Raw genomic sequence first — 16,100 nt, forward strand, 5'->3', positions numbered from 1 at the left:
CCCCCAGGACGCAGAATAGAAGACCTGCGGGGGTAAGACTCCCCTCCACACCCCCAGGAGATTATGCCCAGTGCTTGAGTACTCGTACTTGGTACTCCGCCTACCGCGTGAGATGTCCAGAGACGCCGCGCGGCAGATACTGACCGAGCATGCCGAGTACGGCGACTGGGAGCTCGACCGCCTGCGACTGTATCCGGACGGCAGCCGCCGGGTGTGGCTACGCCGCAAAGTCATCCGCGCCGTCCGAACTCTCTGATCTCCTTCTTGATCTCCTCTATCAGCTGCCTCTCCTCTATCACAGCCGACTCCCTGCGGCGGGCCTTCGCCACGCCGTAGGCGATCTGAGCCTGCTGTAGCTGCCGCTGCAGCCGCGCCGCCCGGCGACCACCCCGGATCGCCGCACGCCGTACCGCGCGACGCCGGCTTCCGTTGGTCGCCAGTTCCGCCACCTCCGCCTCACTGATCAAAGCATTCCCGATGTCATCACGTACCACCTCGGCGAACCAGCCGTACTCCAGCTTCACCGCACGACGATAGATCGCCACACCGACCGACAACGTAACCAGGCCGTTGAAAATAACCTGCGCGATGGTGAGAAGCCCGCTCTCCTGCCCGAACAGCATGGGAAAGAGCGGAGAGTTGTTCAGGAAGTGCAGGAACCAGGCGACCAGGAAAAGGCAGGTCGCGACGGTCACCCGCTTCCACCGGGACAGTTCGCGGCGGGTGACGAAGCAGGCGACCCCCGCGCCGGCGATCGCCGTCCAGGCCGCGTGCGTCCAGAGCCCGTTGACCAGACCGCGCAGGACGAAGTTGATCACGACCGCGCTCACCCACGACTCACCGGTCTGCGCCGCGGCCGCCAGCCCGTACAGCATGTCCTCGACGAACTGGAACCCCAGACCGACCAATGCGCCGTACACGAAACCATCCAGAACCCGGTCAAACTGATTCCGGTTGATCAGCACGATCACGATGACCCCCATCATCTTGAGGGTCTCCTCGGTCGTCGGGCCGGCGACGGCCGGACCCCATGCCGACGCGAAGGTCGGATCGACCTTCGCCAGGAACGACAAAGACGCGGTGTTGGCGGTCAGCGCCAGGCCCGTCGCGACCAGACCGCCCCAGACGAAAGCGGCGGCGGCCAGTGAGAGCGGCTCGCATTCGAACAGGTCGAGCCGGTGGATGAACCACAGCGCCGGGGCGAGCCAGAGCGTGTAAAGCGCGATCTCCAGCAGAAACGCGCCGGTCGGGGCCTCCGACGCCCGGCGGGCCAGCGAACCCCCGATCGACGAGCCGCCGAGAGCGAGGACGATGAGGTACAGCCAGAACGCATGGCGCCGTGGACGGAGAAACCCTCCCGCACGCGGCGCGTCCATCACAGAGGCCACTTCACCCCACCCTTCTGGAGGGGATCTCACGCAAGCCTCTGGAGGGGATGTCACGCAAGCCGTACCGCACGCATCCGGCCGAGGCGGCGGTCACTTCGCCGCCGTCCGCACCGAGAAGGTCATCTGATCGGCTTGCTCCAGCAGCCGCGAACACGCCGGCCTGGGCGGCACGGTCAAGACGGTGACCAGGGCTCTGTTCCCGGTGAACACCACCGACAGCCGCCCGGAAACACTCACCCCGACGATCATCCCGCTCAAGCCCGCCAATCCCCCGGACGTGACGAAAGAGCGCGGGTCGCCGGAAACCACACCCGGAGTGGTGGCCTCGAACCGGCGGACGGCCTCACGATATGCCTCGACGACGGACCTCACTCCGCGCAAGCCGTAGATCCGATAGGTGGCCGCCCCGTCGATGAGCACGCTCTGCCGCCCGGAGTAGGAGCGGCTGAGATCGACCTGCCATTCGGGGTTCGGGGTGAACTTGAATCCGCTGACCGTGAACACCGCGCCGACACTGATCTTGGCCCGGCCGTCCACCAGGGCGTCCAGGGTCGTGGGAATGAGCACGACCCCCGCCATCACCCCCGCCACCGCCAGCGTCGCTGGAAGACCGTCCCGGTCTAGACCCAGTCCGCGACGGCTCCTTCGCCATGCAGACATACATCCCCCCGTTGTGTGCCCAGCGGTGGGTGCATAGCGATGCCGATAAAGCGTGGAAGACCTGGTAGCCCCCCATCACCGGGTGTGCTACGAACATCCCCTGATATCCGGAAATCAAAAAGGCTTTGCTCGCCTCGGGCCGCGCCCCCGAAACGAGCAAAGCGTCTTTGCGATCCCCTGCCGCAGGTGCCTGGAGCCAGGGCTGTTGTGGTCGGCGGCTGTGCCGGGTGAGCCCTGCCCGCGTCGGAGTCCCCCTCTTGGCCCTCGACACGGACAGGTACCTCACATCACTTCAGCGGGTGCCGGTCTCACCGACGGCCGAAGCGGAACCGGCGAGAGCCGTTGATCAGGCTGGCGGTGAGCGCCAGCGCCGAGCCCAGCGCCAGGGCGATGAGCGAACCGAGCCCCATCCCCGCGGCCCCGGCCGGCTGCTCGGCGCTCATCAGCCCCAGGTTGCCGACGGGAAGCGTGGTCGCCGCGTTCCGCACCGCGCCGGAGACCGGGAGGGAGCCGGCGGCCTGCTGAACCGGAGCCAGGGCGGGCAGCCCGCCGCCCCGCCTGGGCGTGGGCCTGAGCTCCTGTGCACCCTGTCGGGCGGACTGAGTACCAGGGGCCTCCTGGGCACCGGACATTCCGGGGACCACCGGCAGCTCCGGCAGGCCGAGCATGCCGCCGGCCCCGCCGATCACCGGGACCTCGGGGAGCGCCCCCGCACGCATCGGCTGGGATGCCACCCCCTTCAGCGTGGCCAGGCCGCCGGTGGCGGGAACCAGGGGAAGCGCCGGAAGGACGCCGGTCGAGGGGTTGCCGGTGCGGTGGAACTCCTTCGCCCAGCGAGCGGCCTGCGCAAGCGGGGTGTCGGGCTTGCCGACGAGTGCGCCGCCGAGGCATCCCGCCCCCGCGTCGCCGAGTGCGCCCACCGCGTTGCCACACGCGTTGACCGGCGCCGTGATCGGCGCGATCACCTGGTTACCGGCGGCCACACCGGACTGTCCGGAGGTGGTGTTCCATCCGCCACCGGGGCCGGTCGTCACCTTCGAGCCGCCCTTGCAGTGGGCGTCGGCCAAGCCCAGCGCCGCCACCGCGTTGCCGCACGCGTTGACCGGCGCGGTGATCGGCGCGATCACCTGGTTACCGGAGATCACCCCAGACTTGCCGGTCGTGGTGTTTCCGCCGGCCCCTCCGCCGCCGTTCTTGACCTCGGCGCCGCCCTTGCACTCGGCGAACGCCTCCCCAAGGAGAGCGGCCGCGTTGCCGCAGATGTTCGCGGGTGCGGTCACGGGGGCGACCACCTGGTTACCGGAGATCGCGCCGTAGCGTCCGGTGGTGGTGTTGCCGCCGGCGCCCGCGCCGGGACCGTTCTCGGCCGTGGCGCCACCCGGGCAGGTGATCGGGCCTGGAGCGTTCCCGACGCCGTTTCCGCACACATTGATCGGAAGGCCGACCGGTGCGACGACCTGGTTGCCGCCTGCGGCGGCCGAGCGACCCTCGGTGGCGTTTCCGCCCGCCCCGGGACCGGGCACGGCGGCGCGAGCCGGGGTGCGCTGGTAGGTCGGGGTACCCCCCGTGTTCTTCACGGTCGCCCCGCCCCTGCAGCCGGAGAACGCCTCTCCGGCCACGGCCGCGGTGTTACCGCAGATGCCGAGAGGCGCGCTGATCGGGGCCACCACCTGGTTACCGCCGGCCACCCCGGACCGGCCCGTCGTCTCGTTCCCGCCGGGGCCGCCGCCGGTGTTCCTGACCTCGGAACCGCCCCGGCAGTGCGAGGACGACTCACCAAAGATCGCGATGGCGTTGCCACAGGCGTTGACGGGTGCGCTGATCGGGGCGAGAATCTGGTTGCCCGCGAGGATTCCGCTCTCGCCGGTGGTGAAGTTGCCTCCGGCCCCGCCACCGCCTCCACTCCGCACCGACGAGCCGCCCTTGCATCCGGCGCTCGACTCACCGAAGATCGCGATGGCGTTGCCACAGGCGTTGACGGGCAAGCTGATCGGGGCGTTCACCTGGTTGCCGCCGAGCACGCTGTTCCTCCCGGAGGTCTCCCCGGGAATGCCGCCGCCTCCGCTGTTGCGGACGGTGGCGCCACCAGTGGAGGAGGCGGCCGAGTCCCCGGCCACTCCGATGGCGTTCCCGCTGAGGTCGAGGGGGATGGAGATGGGGAGGTTGAGCTGGTTGCCACCGCCGATGGAGTTGTTGCCGGAGGTGTCGGCGTAGGCCGGAGCGGCGCCGAGGGCCACAACGCTCGCAGCGAGCAGAGCCGCAGGGGCACCAGTGCCCTTTGCCCACGTTCGCATGGTTGATGCTCCTTGTAATTTGGGGGAAGAAGAACCTGACTTTTCGTGCCTTGTCGTCAGGCTGAGCCCGCGTGTGGCACACGAGGTTCAGCCCGAGTGGGCACCCGCGATCCGCCGGGATGGGTCGGCCCGGTGTCTCGGGAATATGAAGTGACGCTTGACCCGCACGGAGATGCCGTGTGAAGGCGTGCTCCGCCCCGACCCGTGCCACATGGACGGGTCGCTAGGTACGCAAGGTCAGTCGGGGGAGAAGGACGGCTCGTCCGCAGCCGTGCGGACGACCGGGGGGATGTGCCATGCCACCGGGGTGAGCACGACCAATGACGGCACGGTGCGACCCGACCGTGCGGAATCACCCATCGCCGGACCGAAATGGCCGGAACCACCACCTGTTTGCGGCAAGGCTCCGCCTACGTCGGTGGTGTGATTGGTCGGTGGAGACTCGGGAAAGCCAGGGGTCCGCTGACTCGTGATGCCGTCGACACCACGACCGGCCATGGCTTCGGCCGCGGAGGACACCACACCGTCGATCGGCGATGACAAGGTCTTCGCCTCGGTGACGGCCGAATGCTCGGGATCGGAAGTCGTCTCCCGCCCCTCGCAACGTGCCCCGGGAATCTCACAGGACCGGTCAACGACTCTGTTGACCTCGGTGATCGCTGTCGCGGGCGACTGGACCTGCTCAGCATGCGCTGTGGAACCGCTGAGGAGCCAGCCGGCGGCGATCAGGCCACCCATCACGAGGAGACGGCGCGCAAGCCGTACAGCGCGAGAAGGCGTCGTCGCCTGCCTCCGCTGTCCTGGCTCCGGTGCCACATGCACTCCCCGATGCGATCCGCGGGCCACGCCTTCAATCAGTCTTGAAGACGTAGCCCCTGAACGGAAAGTTACAGTAGCAGCACGGGCTGTTAAGGCAATGAAATTCCCCGGAAAAACTCAGGCGAGATCCAGGAACCGGTCAAGAACCCTTGTACCGAATTGAAGGGATTCGACGGGAATACGCTCATCAATTCCATGGAACATTCCCGAAAAATCCAGATCCGCCGGTAGCTTAAGCGGCGCGAATCCGAATCCCCTGATGCCGAGGGCGTTGAACGACTTGAGGTCCGTCCCCCCGGAGAGGCAGTACGGCACCGCACGCCCGTCCGGGTCCTCCTCCAGCAGGGCTGTGGTCATGGCCTGGACGATCGGGCCGTCGAAGTCCGTTTCGAGCGCGATGTCGTGAACCACGAACTCACGGGTGACATTGGGCCCGAGCAACTCGTCGAGCTGCTTGAAGAACTCATCCTCGTAGCCGGGAAGGTAGCGCCCGTCGACATGTCCGGTCGCGGTCTGCGGAACGACGTTTACCTTATATCCGCTCTCCAACATGGTGGGGTTAGTGGTATTTCTCAATGTTGCCCCGATTAGTCGAGCCATCGGGCCGAGTTTGGCCACCGTCGCCTCAAGGTCATCGGGATCGAGCTCGACACCGAGAGCCGCACTCACCTCGTCCAGGAAGGTCCGAACCGTCTTGGTCATCCGGATCGGCCACTCGTACCGGCCGATCCTGGCCATCGCCGCCGCGAGCTCTGTCACCGCGTTCTCATTGTTGATCATCGATCCGTGCCCGGCCCGGCCGGTCGCGGTCAGCTTGAGCCAGGCGATGCCCTTCTCCGCCGTCTCGATCAGATACAGGCGACGCCGCTCGTCCAGACTCACGCTGAAGCCGCCGACCTCGCCGATCGCCTCCGTACAGCCGTCGAAGTGCTCCCGGTGGTTCTCCACCAGCCAACGGGCACCCAGGCCGCCGCCGGCCTCCTCATCGGCCGTGAACATCAACACCACGTCCCGGCTCGGACGACGGCCGCTCCTCAGCCGATCCCGCATCACCGCGAGAATCATCGCGTCCATGTTCTTCATGTCGACCGCGCCCCGGCCCCAGACGCACCCGTCCTCGACCTCACCCGAGAACGGATGGACCCGCCAGTCACCAGGCTCCGCCGGCACCACGTCCAGGTGCCCGTGCAGCAAAAGCGCGTCCCGGCCCGGATCGGTCCCCTCGATCCTGGCCACCACACTCGCCCGCTTGTGACGACTCTCCAGAATCCGCGACTCGACCCCGACCTCGGCCAGCTTCGCGGCGACGTACTCCGCCGCCACCCGCTCCCCCGGCCCGCTGTCGTCCCCGGGGTTGGAGGTATCGATACGGATGAGATCCCGGCACAGCTCGACGACCTCGTTCTCACCACTCACAGCGTCCACCTCTGTACTTCGCATCCGGAAACCCGTCGTAGCCGGCGTCCTCATCTTGCCGAAGGAATCGTGGATGCCGCACCCCGGAACGTTTGCTAGTCTAAGTTCGCCGACGCGGGCAAGCCCCACGTGCCAGGCACCACTGTCCGGGTGGCGGAATAGGTAGACGCGCTAGCTTGAGGTGCTAGTGCCCCGTGAGGGGTATGGGGGTTCAAGTCCCCCCTCGGACACGTTCGTTTCGCCGATGGAGTGCTGGTCTAGCTGAGAGCTGACCAGCACTTTTCGTTTGCCCGGATGGTAGATCAACCGCAGCTTGAGCGCCGTGTAGATCTCCGCCTTGCGCTCCGCCGAGACATCCCCCAGCACCCGGACCATCCCACCCAGGGTGAACATCATCCGGGCCAGGTCATCGCGGTCCGCGCCGAGGGTGCTATGCCCGCTTCCAGAACCACTTCTGCCAGGGCGTCTCAAGATCGCGAGTGTATTGGACAAGAGGTTGGCCGTCCTCGTCGCTACGCCAACGGAATTGCAGGTAGGGGTTGGGGTGACGCATTCGTGTTCCGATCCTGAACCCCCTGTTCACGCCCCCACTTGTGGTGTACATCTTCTCGTTCTCGTATCCGCCACAGTCCCACTGGATGATGAAGGCGCCGTCGTGGCTGGAGTTATCGGCAACGTTGAGGCACTTGCCGTAGTTGGTCATGATCCGCTCGGCGTCCCCGGATTCGCGGAAGCGCTGGCTGGCCCGTGAGGGGTCGCAGGGTGCTTGGACGATGCGGGCGCCGGAGGCGGCGCTGTCGCCTTCAACGGTCATGCACTTGTGAGAGCCCTCTGACTTGATCCGGACCCACGTGTCGATCGGGGGATAGCCGGTGTTGTAGCGGTCGTCGGCCGCTGTGGAGGGCGGGGCGGCGACGGTGAGGGCGGATAGCAGGACGGTGAGGGCGGCGCTGGTGACCCCCAGCCGCCCGGATGGCGATGCACGCATGATCCAGGTGGTCCTTTCGATCTCGAAGTAACGCTACCCGATCATGCACTCAACGAGTTCACTTCGATACCCGCCGTAATCGATTGAGTGATGTCACCAATCGCTCGGTCCACACAGGCAGAAAACCGGCGTCGACGCGACCATGGCAAAGCCGCGCCCGAGAACGGCGCAGCCGCAGGTGCGACCACCGCCCCACGGTGCCTGGCCGCAGCCCCGACCGGTCGCGGCCGGGCACCAGCGGGAGCACCCGACCGCCCCACGCAGGACCACCCACGATAACGGCCATCACCCGAGACGGCGGCCATCCCAACCCAATCACCGCCGCCACAGGCCGGGCACGAAACGCTGCGGACCATGCCTGGCCCGACGCTCCTAGTGCTGGGCGACCGCGTCGGCACCGCCGCCTTCTACCGGATCAACGACGCCTGCGTGGACTGTTTCCCAGCGCCGCCGACCTGGTCATGGGCCGCCCCGCGCCCCCGCCTGCCCGCCAGCTAGCCCTCCGGCCGCTGGAGCCCGCTCACTATGGCAGTCCGATGGAGCGAGAACGTCCGCAAAGCCCTTGTCTCGGCGTCAGCCGTCACGATTGACCTGCGCGTACAGGCTTAGCGGACGTTGTCGTTCCGCTGTACTTCGACCCCCGATTCGTCGAGGATTACTTCTTTGGCGGCTTGGGCGATGGCTGCCTGTGTTGGTGTGGGGAGGCCGAGGCGGTTCCAGGCGAAGATGATGTGGTGGGCGATGACCGCGCGCAGGCCCCGGGTCAGGGTGCCGTCGTAGTTGAGTTCCTCCAGGGTGGCACCGGCCTGCTCGAAGGCGGTGAACCGGTCGGCGGCGTAGGTCAGGGATCCGCTCGCGCGGAGGGGGCTGGTATTAGCGGTGAGCAGCCTGCGGGTGACGGTTTTGAAGGAGGCCCATCGGGTGGGGCTGGGGAGGTCGGCCGGTGGCCGGAGGTCGGCGATACGGGCCCAGATGTCGCCTTGTTCGAACCAGTCGAGTCCGGCGGCCCGCATCATCGCGGTGCACAGCAGGATGGTGAGTTCCCGCCGGTCGCTGCGGTCGTGGGTGGGGTCGAGGATGTGGTGACTGTCGGCGTGGAACAGGGCGTGGGCCGCGTGCATGCCTGCAATGCCGCCGAAGGCGTGCGTTTCGGGCTCGTACACGCTGGTGGTCGCCGACCATGGGCCCGGCGCGGCGAGCGCGGCCCAGACGGTGTCGGCTGCTGTATCGCTGGTGGCCTGGTACCGGATTCTCCATTGTTGTTTGCGGGCGAACCACCAGGAGGTGACGGCTCCGCCTGTCTCGGCGTCGCGCAGGGCGGGGGCGATGCGGGTGGCCGCGAGATGTTCGGCGTCGTCGGGGTCGGTGAAGGTGAGGTTGGCCTGGTGCCAGTCTCCGTCAAGTCGCATGGGGGTAGGTCCCTTCGCTGTCAGCGCAGGAGCATGGCGGTGTCCCAGGTCGTCGTGGGTGGCTTGCAGGCGGAGAGGGCGTGCAGGGCGAGGGCGTGCCCGGCGCTGCCGGTGAGGAACCCGGTCGGCTCGGCTGGGTGGGCGCGTTGGCGCAGGAGCAGGTTCGCGGTGTCGGGAAGTGGTGTGGGGGTGTCGGCGGCGATGCTGGCGACGGTCATGTGGAGGCCGGCGGCGCCGTGGCAGAGACCGCGGTCGATGATCAGCCCGATCTGGCGGGGGTCGGTGAGGCAGCCGATCACGGCGGATTCGGCGAGCACGGCTCGGGCGAGGTCGCCGGTGGCCAGGGCGGCGAGTTGCATCGCCCTGCTGATGCCGGGCGTGCCATAGCACCAGGACGGCCGGGGCGGCCGGTGTTGTGTCGGCTGGCCACGTCTGATGTCGTCGAGCGACACTGTTTCGGGCCACCAAGGGTGTCCGTGGTGGTCTTGCTGCCAGGTGTCGAGCCAGGCGCAGATCGTCTCGATTGCCTCGCACTGGCCGGGAACGGTCAGGCCGTCACGCAGGGCGAGGCTCAGCAGTGCCAGGACTCCGGTGATGCCGTGGGCGATCCCGTGGTTGGCGTGGCCACCGGGCGGATGGCCCTCGGCGCGTCCGGGTGTCGCTTCAGTCCACCAGCCGGGCAGGCCGTTCACGGGCTGGGTGAGGAGCACGAGGTAAGTGAGGACGTCTTCGATGAGGTCACCGGTGGGATCATGGCGGCGCAGGTGTGCTCCCAGACCGGTGAGTCCGCTGATCAGGTCGTATTCGCCGACGTCGGGGCGCTGGCCTGAGCTGAGGCGGTGGCGGGCTTGGTGGAGTTTGCGGCGGGTGATGGTCTGTACGGCGCTGTCGCAGGTGGCGCGGGCGGCCGCGTATCCGGGATGGGCGCTGGTGGGGTGGAGCGCGAATGCTATCGCGGCCACGCCGTGGTAGAGGCCGCTGCCGGTGCGGATGGCGAGTCCGTTGCCGACTGCGGCGGTCAGCCAGTGGTGGGCAGGTGCCCAGCCGCCGTCGGCGAGGGCCCGTTCGATGTGCAGGAGCGCGACACCGGCAGCTCCGTCGCCGGTCAGGGACGGGGTGTACACGCCGGTGGGAGGAGGCGCGTGCAACTGCTGCGCTATGTGGTCGGCGGCGCGGCGCGCCGGTTCGTGGAACCGCACGGTCTGCTCTTTTCCTGGTGGCGTGATTGCTGGGCGAGGGCCCGGGCCAGGCGCAGGCACATCCGTTCGGAGTCGGGGTCGAGGCCGATCATCCGGGCGTGGTGGAGGTGGAGCAGGTCGGTCACAGCGGCGTCGAGGTCGCAGTCGTCCAGGTGGGAGCGGTAGGCGATGAGCGTACGGCGGCGACGGGCGGCCAGGCCCGCCAGGTCGGCTGGCGGGCGGTGGTGGAGGTGGTGTGCTTGGGCGAGGACGGATCGGTCCAGTGCGGGGCCGCCGCCGTGCTCGATGTGGTCGATCAGCCAACGGGTGCCGTCGGTTCCCAGGAGACCGGTCGCGAGGCCGAGGTGTCCTGCGGCTATCGCGGCTGCCGGGTCGATGCCTGCGCCCAGGAGGGCGAGGGTGTAGGCGGAGTCGGCGGCGAAGACGGTCTCGGCGGCGTGTAGTGCGGCGCTGTGCCCGAATCTGCCGGTCTCGGGCTGGTAGGCGGCCAGGGCGAGGTCGCCTAGGACGCCGGTCTCGCGCAACGCGGCGGCCCATGCGGCGAGGGCTGCTGCGGCGGGCCCGTACCGGTCGGGGTGGTGCAGGCGCAGCCGGAGCCGCAGGTGGGGCTGCGGCCGGCGGTCGCGGATGAACCACCAGTCGTCGGCGGGCCCGTCACTCCAGCCGGACAGCAGCCGGGGCAGGTGGACGGTGAGAAGATCGTTGTGGCGGCCTGGGTGGGCGAACAGCTGCGCGTACAGCCAGCTGGACGCGCCGGGCAGATGAGATGGCGTCGCGGCGGTGAGGTGTCGCCGGATCCGCCTGGTCGGCGGCTGCGGGGCGGCCGTGCGGGCTAGCGGCATGACGATCTCGTGGGGACGGCCGTCGATCCAGCCGAAGTCCTGGCCGGCCTCGGTCAGGGTGAGCGGGGACGCCTTGCGGAGCTGCCCGCGCAGGATCGCCAGGTGCGCCGACTCGGTGAGGTCCAGGCCGAACACGACATCGCCGACACCGGCCATGACGTGATCGGGCATGCGTCGAACCGCCCGCAGGGCGGTAAAGGCCGCGCGCCATTCGGGCGCCGACGTGCGGGGCGGGGGTAGCTGGTCGGCGGTGAGGGTCCATCGGGCCGGGCTGAGGATGATGCGGCCGTGGCGGAGGCGGGGCAGGAAGGCGAACCCGTCGGCGGCTTGGCCCCAGGAGAACGGGCGGCACGGCCGGCAAGCGCCGGTGCTGATCTCGCATAGCAGCCGCGCCATCGGCTGAGTGCCGTACTGCAGGTCTACGGCGTGCGGCAGCACCGGTTCGACGATCTGCCCGGTCCTAGTCGACACCAGGTAGAACCGGCCGGCGTCTGCCGTCACCGCCAGTTCGTCGAGGTCGAATGCCGCCTCGCCTGCGGACCGGTGCTCGCCGAGCGAAAGGATCGGCAGCAGCTCGGGAACGCGCGCCAGGTGGCCGTTGCGCGCGACCAGCGGTGGGCACGACAGCTGGAGTGCGACGGCGCCCGCGGTACTGACCGGCAGGTCCCGGTAGGCCTTGGTGAAGAGGGCTCTTTCGCCCTCGTCCAGGAGGTGCAGGAACCGGCCGGCCGTTGTTCCGGCGTGGCGTGAGGCGCCCGCCACCCAGAGTGTGAAGTCGCCGGAATCGAGGGCGGCCGGAGCAGCGGCGTCCAGCAGGAACCGAAGCTCGGTGTGCGGGACCGGTACGGCAGGCGGGTCGGATGCCAGCCGCTCCAGGAGACTCTCCTGCAAGGTCACCTCATGGCGACCCTCCAGCGCGGCCTCCTGTGCGAGGCGGGCGAGCACGAGGTCGCGGTCGCACCACCGGGCCGGCGGGTGCGTCGCCGAGCCGCGGTAGCCAGCCGGGTAGCCGATCCCGCGATCGGTGTCGGCCACCTCCCGGACCGGCACGACGGCGCCGATCCCGTACCGGTGAACGAACGCGGCGTGATACGCCCGCCAGACCGGACGGTCGGGACCGAGGGCAGCCAGCAGCAACGCGGCCTGTTCAGCGGCGCTGACCACGGCAGGCGGAAGCGCAACCGCGCAGTCCAGCCGCAGGTCCACGGCCCGCCTCGGCGCAGATGCCGGCGCTTGGGCGGCGGTCGCAGATCCGGTGGTCGCCGACCCCGAAATCGCGGAGGTCAGGTACGGCGCCGGGTCGGTGACCGTCATCGGCGGGCGGAGTCCGCTGAGGAGCACCCCCAGCGCCACCAGCTCGGTCAGCATGGCCTCTATGGTGTCGACCGAGGCCGTCGGGTGCTGCCGACTCATCCTGTCCAGCAGCGCCGCGAAGACGATCGGAGCCTGCGTTGCTTCAAGCGCCCGCTCCAGGGGTGGCGACAGGGTGACCGCGACGTCGGCGAAGCCGCCTTCCGCGAGAGGCCGACACGGCACGACCCACTCGGTGCCGCGCCGGAAACCCAGGTTGTTCGCCTGGACCGGCAGGCGGCGCAGCACCTGTGGCTGTGCTTCCAGGCCGCTGGCGAGATCGGCGAGCCAGGCGGCGTCGGCGCGTTCGACACCGGTGTGCCGCCCGCCCCAGCGGACGGATGCGTGATCGGCAAGACCGGCTGGGGCGATCCCGGCGAACCCTCCGAACGGCGTTGCCCTGCTCGTCCAGCGCAGCAGGTAACGCATCAGCGCCTCGACGGCGCGGCGGGCCTGCCGGGGCCGCAGCGGGCCGGTGCCGTCGTGCAGGCCGGTGAGGGCGTGGGCCAGGTCGGGGCTGGCCACCGCGATGGCTTGGGCGACACCCTCCAGGCACCACACCTGGTCTAGCCAGGCCAGCAGGCTGGTGGGCTCGTCGGCGTCAAGGTCGGGCCAGGGCGGAAGACGCAAGGCGGCGGGGTAGGCCGCGGCGCGCAGGAGCACTGCGTCCACTGCGGCGAACGCTGGTCGGTCCATGCTGCTCCCGTCTGTGGGCGGTCGTCCCCGGCATCTGCCGGGAACGACCGCCTGACCGTCGGCACCTTCAGCAGGGGTAGACGCTCATGGTGGTCGTGCAGCCGTCGCTGGTGCAGTCGGCGCTGGGGACGGTCGCCAGTTCGGGCGCGTTGTCCACGAGACGGACGTTGAGGGTGAAGTCCTCGGAGCCTTCGGGGTCTTCGATGTCGTTCATCGACGGTCCTTCCGGTTGTCGGGGGTGAGTGCTACCCGGCGATGTCCGCCGGGAAGTCGATGACGAGGCGGCTGTGCCATTTGTCCAGCCGGAACCCCTCCGCCAGCTCGCCGTCGGGGGTCGCGGCCGGGTAGACACGCAGGCGAGGCTTGGGCCGGCCCGCACGGTCCCAGGCGCCGATCTGTTCCGCGAGGAATGCGGCGGCGGCCGCGGCGTCGGGGCCGTGGGCGTAGGTCACGAACTCGTGCAAGCCGTCGGCTGCGAGCCGCGGCGTGCCCCTGTAGGCCAGTGTCGCCGCGTCGGCGCGGGCGGGGCTTCCCCACCTCCAGGTCAGGCGCACGATGTCGGTGTCGATAGCCTCTTGGTCGGCGATGACCTGGCAGAACCCGGGCACGGTCGCGGCCAGCCACATGTCCTGGCCGGAGGTGGACTCTCCCGAGCTGAAGGTGATACCCGACCGCGCGCCGACGCGTGGCAGATCCAGGACTCCCGTCAGATCCCGCATCTTGTCGGCTTGGCCGGCGTGGGCGTCCTCGCCCAGCCACAGGCTCACCGACGGGTCATCGCGCAGCGGGATACTCAGGCCCTGCCGGGCGCCCGCGCCCCGCAGGGGCACGAACCCGCAGGTGAAGTGGTCGCCGGAGACCAGCGTTCCGCCTTCGCGCCCAAGCAGCCAGGAGCGGGTCAGGCCCAGGGTGCGGAGCGGGACGACCAGGCGTCCACCGGCGGCGAGCTGGGACCACCACGCCGGTGAGATGTCGGGAACGCCGACCGTCACGATGATGGCGTCGAAGGTGCGGCCCGGTTCGAGCTCGAATTCGGCGTCGGCGCAGACGACCTCGACATCGGTGTATCCGGCCTCGTCCAGGCAGGCGCGGGCGCGCTGGGTGACGGCAGGGTCGATGTCGACGGTGGTCACCGAGCCGCGCGGCCCGACCAGCTCGGCGATGAGGGCGGCGTTGTAGCCGCCGCTGCCGATTTCCAGGACGTGCTCGCCGGGCCTCAGGGCAGCCTGGCAGAGCATCGCGGCCTGCAGCCACGCCGCCGACACCGAGCTGAGGTTCAATCCGTCCTCGCCGCGCACGGTGACGATCGCGCCGTCTCCGTAGGCTTCCTCCAGCGGGGCGTCGCCGGTGAACAGATGCCGGGGTACGGTCCGCAGCGCACGCGCCACCTCTTCCGGCAGCCTCAGGCCGAGGGTCTGCCGGTTCGCGGCGATCCGGTCGACCATCGCCTCCCGCAACTCCTGAGCGGTGGTGGTGTTCAGCATCAGGTCCCTCTCCTGTTCAGCGCCTGCTGCGCTTCCGGCGAACGTCGGTCACATTGTGTTCGACGCCGGCTGCGCGTGCTTGATGAACCAGCCGGCCAGGAACCGGGTCGGCAGCTCCGAGGTCGGCTCGACAGGCAGGATCTCGTGCGGGTTGCGGTGGTCGAGCCCGGTGTCCACGAACGCTTTGAAGGGGGCGAGCGTGCCAAAACCGGTCACGAAGCCGGGGCCTTCCAGATCGGAGGCGGTCAGGACGACCTCTACCTCGTAGCTGTGGCCGTACTGGCGCGAGCACCGATGCCCCGGCCGGTAGGCCCGCGAGCCGGTGACCCCCTTCGAAGCGAAAGGCCTTGCCGATGCCTGGTGGCAGTGTGACGGGGCCGATGTCCATGGGTGTCCTCACCGGCCCCGGGATGCCGCAGTCATCGATGGCGCGGTGCCCGGGACGTACAGCCCGGGAAACCAAGCCCGAGCAGCGGAAACCACCGAATTCCTCACTAAAGATCCCCTCCTAGAAATGAAGCTCGTTCACAACTTTCCGCGCCAAGGCGTACGTGGCACGGACGGCAGGGCTTTTGCACCGCATGCCAGGCGAGCATACGTCCTTGACGTCAAGGATGCAAGGATGTGGATAGGTCCACCCTGCTGCCGTACTGCTCTACGGATAAGGTGGCAAGGTCACCGTGCTGTACCACCAGATAGGAGCGGCATTCGTGAGACCCGACACCCGCGACCTGTCCGAACAGATCGCCGCCGATGTGCGCGCCCTGATCATGGCTGGCTTGCTTGCACCTGGGGCCGAATTGCCTTCGGTGCCGAAGGCAGCCGCCCAGCGAGGCGTATCTACCACTGCTATTCAGAACGCTTGGAAGATCCTCAAGGCAGAGGGTTACTTGGTGAGCCGAACAGGCAAGGGCGTCTATGTGCGGGAACGGGACACCTTTGTCGTTGACGCTGCCGCCTACTACGATCCCGCCGCACGCTCGGTTAAGTACCGAATGCTGGACGTTCGCGAGGTTGAGCCGCCCGCCGATGTGGCCGTGGCACTAGGTGAGGATCGAGCCGTCCTACGGCATCGCATGACCGTACGGCTTCCAGACGATGTGCCTGTTGAGCTGTCCTGGTCCTACTATCCGCTGAGCCTTGTCGCTGGAACACCTCTCACTCAGCGGGGGAAGATCCCGGGAGGCGCTCCCAAGGTGCTTGCCGAACTGGGGCATCCCGAGCGTGCATTCACTGACCGGCTGTCCACCCGCCCTCCGACCAAAGAGGAGTCTGAAGGGCTGAACATGCCAAATGGAGTGCCGGTGTTGCGCCAGTTCCGGACCGTTTTCTCAGATCACGACCGGCCGATCGAGGTCTCAATCATCGTCAAGCCTGGCCACCTCTATGAACTCACATATCACCAGGCAGTTGGGGTTACGGACGGGAGCAGCTAGCGGTAGGTACGCTTTCGCCACCCAACGCCACCGTTACCTGGACGCCAGCCGAGTTCTGAACGTGGATTGGGCGACGCGGACCATGCTGATGGTCAAGTGCGAATGCCAGGAAGAATAGG

At 68.6% G+C, this 16,100-nt stretch carries 15 protein-coding genes and 1 tRNA gene; 4 read left to right on the plus strand and 12 right to left on the minus strand.

The features are described from left to right. Nucleotides 1-70 precede the first annotated feature (70 nt). Nucleotides 71-256 carry a DUF5703 family protein gene (locus RUR_RS33870; RefSeq protein ID WP_283139307.1) on the plus strand — a complete coding sequence of 62 codons (186 nt, stop codon included), beginning with the start codon at nt 71-73 and terminating at the stop codon, nt 254-256. Here the strand turns inward: RUR_RS33870 and RUR_RS33875 are convergent. The 5 genes from RUR_RS33875 to RUR_RS33895 all read right to left on the minus strand — a co-directional run bounded on the left by RUR_RS33875 (nt 231) and on the right by RUR_RS33895 (nt 6,601). Then, nucleotides 231-1,388, minus strand: a complete 1,158-nt coding sequence (locus RUR_RS33875; protein ID WP_283139308.1) for a PrsW family intramembrane metalloprotease — start codon at nt 1,386-1,388, stop codon at nt 231-233. The two genes, RUR_RS33870 and RUR_RS33875, sit on opposite strands and share 26 nt — an antisense overlap. A gap of 90 nt (nt 1,389-1,478) precedes the next feature. Then, a complete protein-coding gene (locus tag RUR_RS33880) occupies nt 1,479-1,955 on the minus strand; it encodes a hypothetical protein (protein WP_283139309.1) in 477 nt (158 codons plus the stop codon). A 401-nt stretch (nt 1,956-2,356) separates the two neighbouring features. Further along, nucleotides 2,357-4,342 carry a chaplin family protein gene (locus tag RUR_RS33885; RefSeq protein ID WP_283139310.1) on the minus strand — a complete coding sequence of 662 codons (1,986 nt, stop codon included), beginning with the start codon at nt 4,340-4,342 and terminating at the stop codon, nt 2,357-2,359. A gap of 237 nt (nt 4,343-4,579) precedes the next feature. Further along, the gene (locus tag RUR_RS33890; RefSeq protein WP_283139311.1) at nt 4,580-5,080 is read right to left on the minus strand and encodes a hypothetical protein; all 501 of its coding nucleotides are present in this window, start codon (nt 5,078-5,080) and stop codon (nt 4,580-4,582) included. A gap of 198 nt (nt 5,081-5,278) precedes the next feature. Beyond that, nucleotides 5,279-6,601, minus strand: a complete 1,323-nt coding sequence (locus RUR_RS33895) for a M20/M25/M40 family metallo-hydrolase (protein WP_283139312.1) — start codon at nt 6,599-6,601, stop codon at nt 5,279-5,281. Nucleotides 6,602-6,721: 120 nt separating this feature from the next. Between RUR_RS33895 and RUR_RS33900 the strand changes: the two genes are divergently transcribed. Then, a tRNA-Leu gene (locus tag RUR_RS33900) sits at nt 6,722-6,807 on the plus strand. Between the two features lie 200 nt (nt 6,808-7,007). On the opposite strand, the gene RUR_RS33905 is transcribed toward RUR_RS33900, so the two are convergent. After that, on the minus strand, nt 7,008-7,565 hold the full coding sequence (locus RUR_RS33905; protein WP_283139313.1) for an RICIN domain-containing protein: 558 nt from the start codon (nt 7,563-7,565) through the stop codon (nt 7,008-7,010). A 354-nt stretch (nt 7,566-7,919) separates the two neighbouring features. Between RUR_RS33905 and RUR_RS33910 the strand changes: the two genes are divergently transcribed. Beyond that, nucleotides 7,920-8,063, plus strand: a complete 144-nt coding sequence (locus tag RUR_RS33910; protein ID WP_283139314.1) for a hypothetical protein — start codon at nt 7,920-7,922, stop codon at nt 8,061-8,063. Between the two features lie 107 nt (nt 8,064-8,170). Here the strand turns inward: RUR_RS33910 and RUR_RS33915 are convergent, their stop codons facing one another. The 6 genes from RUR_RS33915 to RUR_RS33940 form a co-directional block, all read right to left on the minus strand. Beyond that, nucleotides 8,171-8,974: a thiopeptide-type bacteriocin biosynthesis protein gene (locus tag RUR_RS33915; protein WP_283139315.1), complete on the minus strand. Its 804-nt coding sequence runs from the start codon at nt 8,972-8,974 to the stop codon at nt 8,171-8,173. Nucleotides 8,975-8,994: 20 nt separating this feature from the next. Beyond that, nucleotides 8,995-10,173 (minus strand): lanthionine synthetase C family protein, encoded by a 1,179-nt coding sequence (locus tag RUR_RS33920; RefSeq protein ID WP_283139316.1) that lies wholly within the window; start codon nt 10,171-10,173, stop codon nt 8,995-8,997. After that, complete coding sequence (locus RUR_RS33925; protein ID WP_283139317.1) at nt 10,131-13,037, minus strand: lantibiotic dehydratase; 2,907 nt, start codon at nt 13,035-13,037, stop codon at nt 10,131-10,133. The genes RUR_RS33920 and RUR_RS33925 overlap by 43 nt, the downstream gene beginning before the upstream one ends. 91 nt (nt 13,038-13,128) lie before the next feature. Continuing rightward, complete coding sequence (locus RUR_RS33930) at nt 13,129-13,275, minus strand: hypothetical protein (RefSeq protein WP_283139318.1); 147 nt, start codon at nt 13,273-13,275, stop codon at nt 13,129-13,131. Nucleotides 13,276-13,306: 31 nt separating this feature from the next. After that, nucleotides 13,307-14,545: a methyltransferase, FxLD system gene (gene fxlM, locus RUR_RS33935; RefSeq protein WP_283139319.1), complete on the minus strand. Its 1,239-nt coding sequence runs from the start codon at nt 14,543-14,545 to the stop codon at nt 13,307-13,309. A 48-nt stretch (nt 14,546-14,593) separates the two neighbouring features. Then, nucleotides 14,594-14,794 (minus strand): hypothetical protein, encoded by a 201-nt coding sequence (locus RUR_RS33940; protein WP_283139876.1) that lies wholly within the window; start codon nt 14,792-14,794, stop codon nt 14,594-14,596. A 461-nt stretch (nt 14,795-15,255) separates the two neighbouring features. Between RUR_RS33940 and RUR_RS33945 the strand changes: the two genes are divergently transcribed. Continuing rightward, on the plus strand, nt 15,256-15,981 hold the full coding sequence (locus RUR_RS33945; protein WP_283139320.1) for a GntR family transcriptional regulator: 726 nt from the start codon (nt 15,256-15,258) through the stop codon (nt 15,979-15,981). The last annotated feature ends 119 nt before the right edge of the window (nt 15,982-16,100 follow it).

Origin of the sequence: Rhizohabitans arisaemae (assembly GCF_025996515.1) — a bacterium.
GTDB lineage: Bacteria > Actinomycetota > Actinomycetes > Streptosporangiales > Streptosporangiaceae > Rhizohabitans > Rhizohabitans arisaemae.